This is a genomic window from Candidatus Eisenbacteria bacterium (assembly GCA_013140805.1).
GTDB lineage: Bacteria > Eisenbacteria > RBG-16-71-46 > RBG-16-71-46 > RBG-16-71-46 > JABFRW01.
Map to the genome: position 1 here is coordinate 25,321 of JABFRW010000145.1, position 6,214 is coordinate 31,534.

Annotated in this window: 5 protein-coding genes; 3 read left to right on the forward strand and 2 right to left on the reverse strand. The window is 68.4% G+C overall.

The window, feature by feature from the left end; genetic code table 11:
• Positions 1-35 precede the first annotated feature (35 nt).
• The gene (locus HOP12_11465) at positions 36-1,742 is read left to right on the forward strand and encodes an electron transfer flavoprotein-ubiquinone oxidoreductase (GenBank protein NOT34774.1); all 1,707 of its coding nucleotides are present in this window, start codon (positions 36-38) and stop codon (positions 1,740-1,742) included.
• Here the strand turns inward: HOP12_11465 and HOP12_11470 are convergent.
• Together HOP12_11470 and HOP12_11475 are read right to left on the reverse strand one after the other, a co-directional pair.
• Entirely contained in the window at positions 1,739-2,842 is a 1,104-nt protein-coding gene (locus tag HOP12_11470; protein NOT34775.1) for a serine hydrolase, read from the reverse strand. The genes HOP12_11465 and HOP12_11470 overlap by 4 nt on opposite strands.
• A gap of 29 nt (positions 2,843-2,871) precedes the next feature.
• On the reverse strand, positions 2,872-3,741 hold the full coding sequence (locus HOP12_11475; protein NOT34776.1) for a helix-turn-helix transcriptional regulator: 870 nt from the start codon (positions 3,739-3,741) through the stop codon (positions 2,872-2,874).
• A gap of 107 nt (positions 3,742-3,848) precedes the next feature.
• Between HOP12_11475 and HOP12_11480 the strand changes: the two genes are divergently transcribed.
• Together HOP12_11480 and queG are read left to right on the forward strand one after the other, a co-directional pair.
• On the forward strand, positions 3,849-4,820 hold the full coding sequence (locus HOP12_11480; GenBank protein NOT34777.1) for a hypothetical protein: 972 nt from the start codon (positions 3,849-3,851) through the stop codon (positions 4,818-4,820).
• Positions 4,821-4,827: 7 nt separating this feature from the next.
• On the forward strand, positions 4,828-6,030 hold the full coding sequence (gene queG, locus HOP12_11485; protein NOT34778.1) for a tRNA epoxyqueuosine(34) reductase QueG: 1,203 nt from the start codon (positions 4,828-4,830) through the stop codon (positions 6,028-6,030).
• Positions 6,031-6,214: the final 184 nt, after the last annotated feature.

A 6,214-nucleotide genomic window follows, 5' to 3' on the forward strand; every position in this document is an offset into this window, starting at 1 on the left:
GGTCCGAACCGCACTCCCTCACTCCCGAGGCCATCATGGAACGCGAAGTCCTCGAGTTCGACATTCAGTTCGTGGGTGCCGGTCCCGCCGGGCTCGCCGGTGCGATCCACCTGGCGAATCTGATCGAGAAGCACAACCAGTCGATCACGAGCGGCGCGCCCGGCACCGCGATCCCCGAGACCACGATCGCGGTGCTCGAGAAGTCCGCGCGCGTGGGTGCGCACGGCATCTCGGGGGCCGTCATGGACCCGCGCGCGATCGCGGAGCTGATGCCCGACTGGCGCGAGCGCGGTTGCCCGATCGGCAGCGACGTGACCAGCGACGACGTGATGTTCCTGTCGAGCGGCGGGCAGTTCCGGTTGCCGTTCGTTCCGCCGGCGCTCGAGAACCACGGCAACGTGGTGCTGTCGCTCGGCGATCTGGTCGGATGGCTGGCGGGCATCGCCGAGGAAAAGGGCGTGCTCGTGGCGACCGAAACGCCGGCCGCCAGTCCACTGGTCGAGAACGGACGCGTGATCGGCGTGCGCACCGGTGACAAGGGCATCAACCGAAACGGCGAGAAGAAGCCGACCTACCAGCCCGGCGCCGATTGCCACGCAAAGGCGACAGTGTTGTGCGAGGGCCCGCGCGGAACGATCACCAAGGTGCTCGAGCAGCAGCTCGAACTGACCGCCGGCAAAGACCCGCAGGTCTATGCGACCGGCGTGAAGGAAATCTGGGAGATGCCGGCGGGTCGCGTGCAGAAGGGCCGCGTGATCCACACCATGGGCTATCCGCTCTCGAACGACACGTTCGGCGGCGGGTTCATCTATGGACTCAGCGACACGCTGTGGTCGGTCGGCATGGTGACGGGACTCGACGCGCGCGACCCCACCAGCGACCCGCACGGAAATCTTCAGCGCATGAAGACGCACCCCTACGTGCGAGCACTGCTCGAGGGCGGCAAGCCGATCTCTTATGGCGCCAAGGCGATTCCCGAAGGCGGCTGGTACGCGATGCCGAAGCTCTCGGCCGACGGCCTGCTGCTATGCGGAGACTCGGCGGGATTCCTGAACGGTGGGCGCCTGAAGGGCATCCATCTCGCGATCAAGTCCGGCATGCTGGCGGCGGAAACGCTGTTCGAGTGCCTAGTCGCGAACGACTTCTCGAAACCGCGCCTGTCCGGCTACGACCGGCGCGTCGAAGCCTCATGGGCGGCGACCGAACTGCGCTCGATGCGCAATTTCCATCAGGCGTTCGACAGCGGCCTGCTGGTCGCTCTGCCGCGCACCGGCTTCCAGATGTTCGTGGGCGGACTCGATCCGTTCGGCGATCACCTGAAGGGGCACGCGAGCCACGAGCGCATGCGAAAGCTCGCGCAGGTGCACCCGGCCGGCAAGCCGCCGGTACCGAAGGCCGACGGCGTGCTCACGTTCGACAAGCTCGCCGACGTTTATCTTTCGGGCACCCTTCACGACGAAGATCAGCCGGTGCACCTGAAGGTCGCAGACGTGAACGTGTGCGCCACCCAGTGCCGCGCCGAGTATGGCAACCCGTGCCAGCACTTCTGCCCCGCGAACGTCTACGAGATGGTGACCGACGAGGGGCGACCGAAGCGTGCCGACGGCAGCCCCGAGCTCAAGCTGCAGATCAACGCGTCGAACTGCGTGCACTGCAAGACCTGCGACATCGCCGACCCCTACCAGATCATCACGTGGGTGACGCCCGAGGGCGGCGGCGGCCCGGACTACAAGAAGCTCTAGGGCGCAGCACACACCGCCGGCAGGATGTGCTGCGTGATGAGCCGCCCCGTGATCTGATGGGGCTGAGAGACGCGGAAGTTCGTGGTGGTGATCACCACGCTCAGCTGCAGCTCCGGAAACACCACCACCGCGTTGCCGCCCGAGCCGAACATGCCGAACGACTTGACGGTGCTCGAGTCACGCGGGAACTGGCGCAGCCACCACAGATAGCCGTACTCGGTCTCGTCGTCGATCCGCGAGTGCGGCGCAATCGATCGGCTCACCCACTCGGGCGACAGCACCTGATCCCCTCGCCAGCGCCCGCCATCGGCGTAGAGCTGCGCGAGCGCCAACAGGTCGCGGCTGCGCAACGAAAGTCCTCCCCCACCCTGCGTCACGCCCAGCGGCGAGCGCTGCCACTCCGCGCGCTCGATGCCGAGCGGGCCGAACAACGCTTCACGCGCGAACTCGGAAAGCGGCATTCGCAGGTGCCGTTCGAGTGCCGCCCCCAGCAGGGTCACGCCGGCGGTGCAGTAGCTGAAGCTGCGGCCGTAGGGTGATTGCGCGGGGGTCGAATTCCAGGCCGGGAATCCGCGGATCGGCAGGTCGAGCGCGAACTGCACCCAGTCCTCGATCAGATACATGCGCTCTTCGTTGCCACGCGAGAACGAGTTGTCGTCATCGCACTCGAGCAGCGAACTCATGGTGAGCAGGTCTTCGACGCTGATGCGCTGCTTGCGCGGGTCGCGATGCTCGACCGGCCGTGCGCCGCGCAGCATCGGGATCACGGGCTGGGTCACGCTTCCGACCAACCCCCGATCGATCGCCGCGCCAACCAGCATGGAGGTCACGGTCTTGGTGACCGAACGCGTGTTGCGCAGCGCCTCTGCACCGCCCGAGTCGAAGTAGGTTTCGAACGCGAGCTGCCCGCGACGCGCGATCAGCACGCTGGTGATCTGCTTGAAGTCCCCGGCCTCGATCGCGGCGCGCATCTTCTGCAGTCGTTCGCTCGAAAGCCCCGCGGCTTCCGGGGTCGTCGTGTTCCACTGCGCGGCGGCCGCCGAAGTCGCGGCCGCCATCGCCAAAGTCATCGCCACCGCACACAGCAGCATCGTTCGCATCATGGTGAGTTCCTCCTCGGTTCGGAAACCTACCGAAGCCGAGGAGCTGCATCTTGAACGCGCGCAACCCCGCCGAGTCGTCTCCGATAGGCCGAGGGCGATGCGCCAAAGGCGGCCTTGAACTGGCGCGCACAGTGGCTCTGGTCCGCGAATCCGCATTGCAGCGCGATCTCGGCCAGCGACTGGCGGCTGTGTGCGAGCAGCGCCGCGGCGCGCTCGAGGCGATAGTGCCGAAGATAGTCGCCGGGGCTGCAGCCGATCGCGCGCCGGAACTCACGCGCCAGGTACACCGGGTGCAGGTCGAGCGAGCGCGCCACCTCCGCCATGGTCGGCGCCCGCTCCCGTTCGTCGCGCAACCGATCGCAAACCGCTCGAATCCATGCCTTCTCGCGCCCCGCTCGCCGCGAGGGCGAACGCGTCGCCAGCTCGATCAGCTCGAGGCACACGCTCTCGCCGGCGAGCCGCGCCGAATCGCTCCCGTCCGCGAGATGATGTGTGAGTCGTCGCGCGAGCGCGGCGCCGTGTGGTGGCGCGAGGTTCGGCTCCCGGGCGCACGACCGGGAGGTCTCGATCAGTGCCTCGTCGGCCGCGAAGCTGATGGTGAGAAAGCGCCCACCCGCGCAGCGCTCGAAGCGGTCGCGGTGCGTCGTGCCGGGCGGGTTGTAGATCAGCGCCGGCAGCGCAGCGTCGTCCTGCCAGCCGCGCGCGGTCGACCGGTAGTGCCCTGCGAGCACCAGCACGAAGTGCGCGTCGGCGTGATCATGCGTCGCGACCTCGGCGGGGGGCACGGTCGGAATGTGAACGCCCACCGCGAAGCCGCCGAACCGCGCCGCTTCGACGCGCAAGCCGAGAAACTGGCCTGACGCCAGGTTCGAGCGCGGGGATTGCGAGACTTGCATGCGGAGCCCTGGGTTGGAGGCAGTGGTTCAGCCGGGCAGCCTACGGCAGGCGATTGGAAACAGTTGCGTGCTTGACGCCCCCTCCGGCAGCCGCGAGTCTCACTCACATGAAGCGACTCTCGAACGCACTCGCCCTTCGTGCGAAACGCCTGCGCACGGCGATCGCAGCGCTCGTCATCGGTGTCGCGCTTGCGGCCGTGATTGGCTGCGCCTCGACCGCCCCCGGCACTCTGGCACCACCCTCGATGCCGGCGGCGCGTGCGGCGCTGCTGCCCGAGTACCGGCTCTTCTACGACGCCCTCGACGGCTACGGCGACTGGCCGCTGGTCGAGCCGTATGGGTTCGTATTCCGGCCGCGCGTCGATCCGGTGTGGTGGCGTCCCTACTACGATGGCTACTGGTCGCCGACCGACAACTACGGCTGGGTGTGGAACTCGGCGGATCCGTTCGGATGGGCGACCGATCACTACGGTCGCTGGCTCTACGACGACTTCAAGGGCTGGGTGTGGGTTCCCGGGCTCGACTGGGCGCCGGCGTGGGTCGAGTGGACGTATGGCAACGATCTGATCGGCTGGGCGCCGTTGCCGCCGGGCAACACCGGCGCGTGGAGTTCGCGCATTCCGAACGGGCCCTACATCTATGCGCCGACTTCGCAACTCGCGCATACCGACTTGAAGGGCCGCATCCGTACCGCTGCCGAGGTCGGCGAGCGCGCCGACAACATGCAGGTGGTCGTGAACGACGCGCTGCGAGACGGCGTCACGGTGCCGCTCGGCCCACCGATCGAGCGCATCGAGCGTGCGAGCGGCTTCCCGCTGCAGCGTGCGCGTATCGAGGAACTCTCGGCGGGCGCAGCGCCGATCGCCGAGTTGCGGCGCGCAGCGGAGCGCGTGGCGCAGGAGAATCGTTCGCTCACTGGACGCGATGCGCAGACGCCTCAGCGAGCGGCAGTGCTGCGGCCGGCCGCGCTTCGCGATCCGCCCGCCACCGGCTCGGTGCGCCCGTTCGAAAAGCGCGAGAACCCGTTGCGGCCTGGCAAGCGGCCGGCGGCACCCGATTCGACTCGCAGGCCGCGCTGACCCGGTCGTGAGCGACGCGGCCACAGTCGAGCTGGCGCGTGATCGCACCGCGAAGCTCAAGGAAGAAGCGACCCGGCTGGGCTTCGAGGCCGCCGGCGTCGCGAGCTTCGGCCCGCTCGATGCCCAGGCGCACTACGAAGCGTGGCTCGCCGCCGGCATGCACGGCGGCATGGAGTACCTGGCAAGCCCCAAGCATCGTGCACGGCGCGCCGATCCCACCCGGCTCCTGTCGGCATTGCGCTCGGTGCTGGTGGTGGCGATGTGTTATCCGCCCGAGCGCGATGCCGCGCGCGATCGTCGGCTCGGTCGCATCGCCCGCTACGCGGCCGGCGAGGACTACCACCGCGTGATGCGCGATCGGCTGCGACAGCTCGAGGACTTCACGCGTGCACTGGTGCCGGGTTCGCGCGCGCTGTGGTATTCGGACACCGGCGCGATTCTCGAACGCGGCTGGGCCGAGCGTGCCGGGATCGGCTGGGTCGGCAAGCACGCCGGCGTGTTGTCGGAGTCGCTCGGCTCGTGGTTCCTGCTCGGCGAGGTGCTGATCGACTACGAACTGGTCGAAGACTCGCCGGTCGCTCGCGAGCGCTGCGGTACCTGCACGCGCTGCCTCGAGGCGTGCCCGACCGGCGCGATCGTGGCACCGCATCGCGTGGATGCGAGACGCTGCATTTCGTATCTCACGATCGAGCATCGCGGCGCGATTCCGCTCGACATGCGCGCCGCGATCGGCGACTGGGTGTTCGGGTGCGATGTGTGCCAGGAGGTGTGCCCGTGGAATCGCTTCGCCCCGCCGGCCGCCGAGGCGCGGCTTCACGCACGCTCACTCGAAGGCTGGTCGTTGACCAAGTTCCTTTCGCTCGATGAAGCCCGCTTCCTCGAGCTGTTCGAGACCAGCCCGATTCGCCGCGCGACGCGCGCCGGATTCCTTCGCAATGTGTGCGTCGCACTGGGCAACCGGCGTGAAACCACCGCGGTTCCGGCATTGCTCGCGACGCTCGCGCGCGACCCCGACGCGCTGGTGCGTGCACACGCGGCGTGGGCGCTCGGCGAGATCGCGGCAGGCGCGCCGCAATCGAACGCGGTGCAACCCTTGCAGTTGCTCGAACGCATTGCTCCCGAGTTGTCACGCGCAGCCACCGCCGATCGCGATACCGAGGTGCGAGAAGAGGCACGAATCGCTCACGCACGCGCGATCGCTCCGTCATGACGCGCGCGATGCTGACGGGGCTTGGAATCGCAGCATGGCTCGGCGTCGTCGCGTGCGCTTCGCCGCTAGCCGCGCCGCGCCGCGCGCTTCGGATCGGGGCCGACATGTCTTCGCTGCCCGCGGTCGAGGCGGCGGGGGGCGAGTTTTCAGACTCGGGTCGGACCGCGGACGCCATGAGCCTGCT

What these genes read in the sequence shown, in the direction of transcription:
- HOP12_11475 (NOT34776.1), bottom strand. Translation starts at nt 3,741, where the DNA reads ATGCAAGTCTCGCAATCCCCGCGCTCGAACCTGGCGTCAGGCCAGTTT.
- HOP12_11470 (NOT34775.1), bottom strand. Translation starts at nt 2,842, where the DNA reads ATGCGAACGATGCTGCTGTGTGCGGTGGCGATGACTTTGGCGATGGCG.
- HOP12_11480 (NOT34777.1), top strand. Translation starts at nt 3,849, where the DNA reads ATGAAGCGACTCTCGAACGCACTCGCCCTTCGTGCGAAACGCCTGCGC.
- HOP12_11465 (NOT34774.1), top strand. Translation starts at nt 36, where the DNA reads ATGGAACGCGAAGTCCTCGAGTTCGACATTCAGTTCGTGGGTGCCGGT.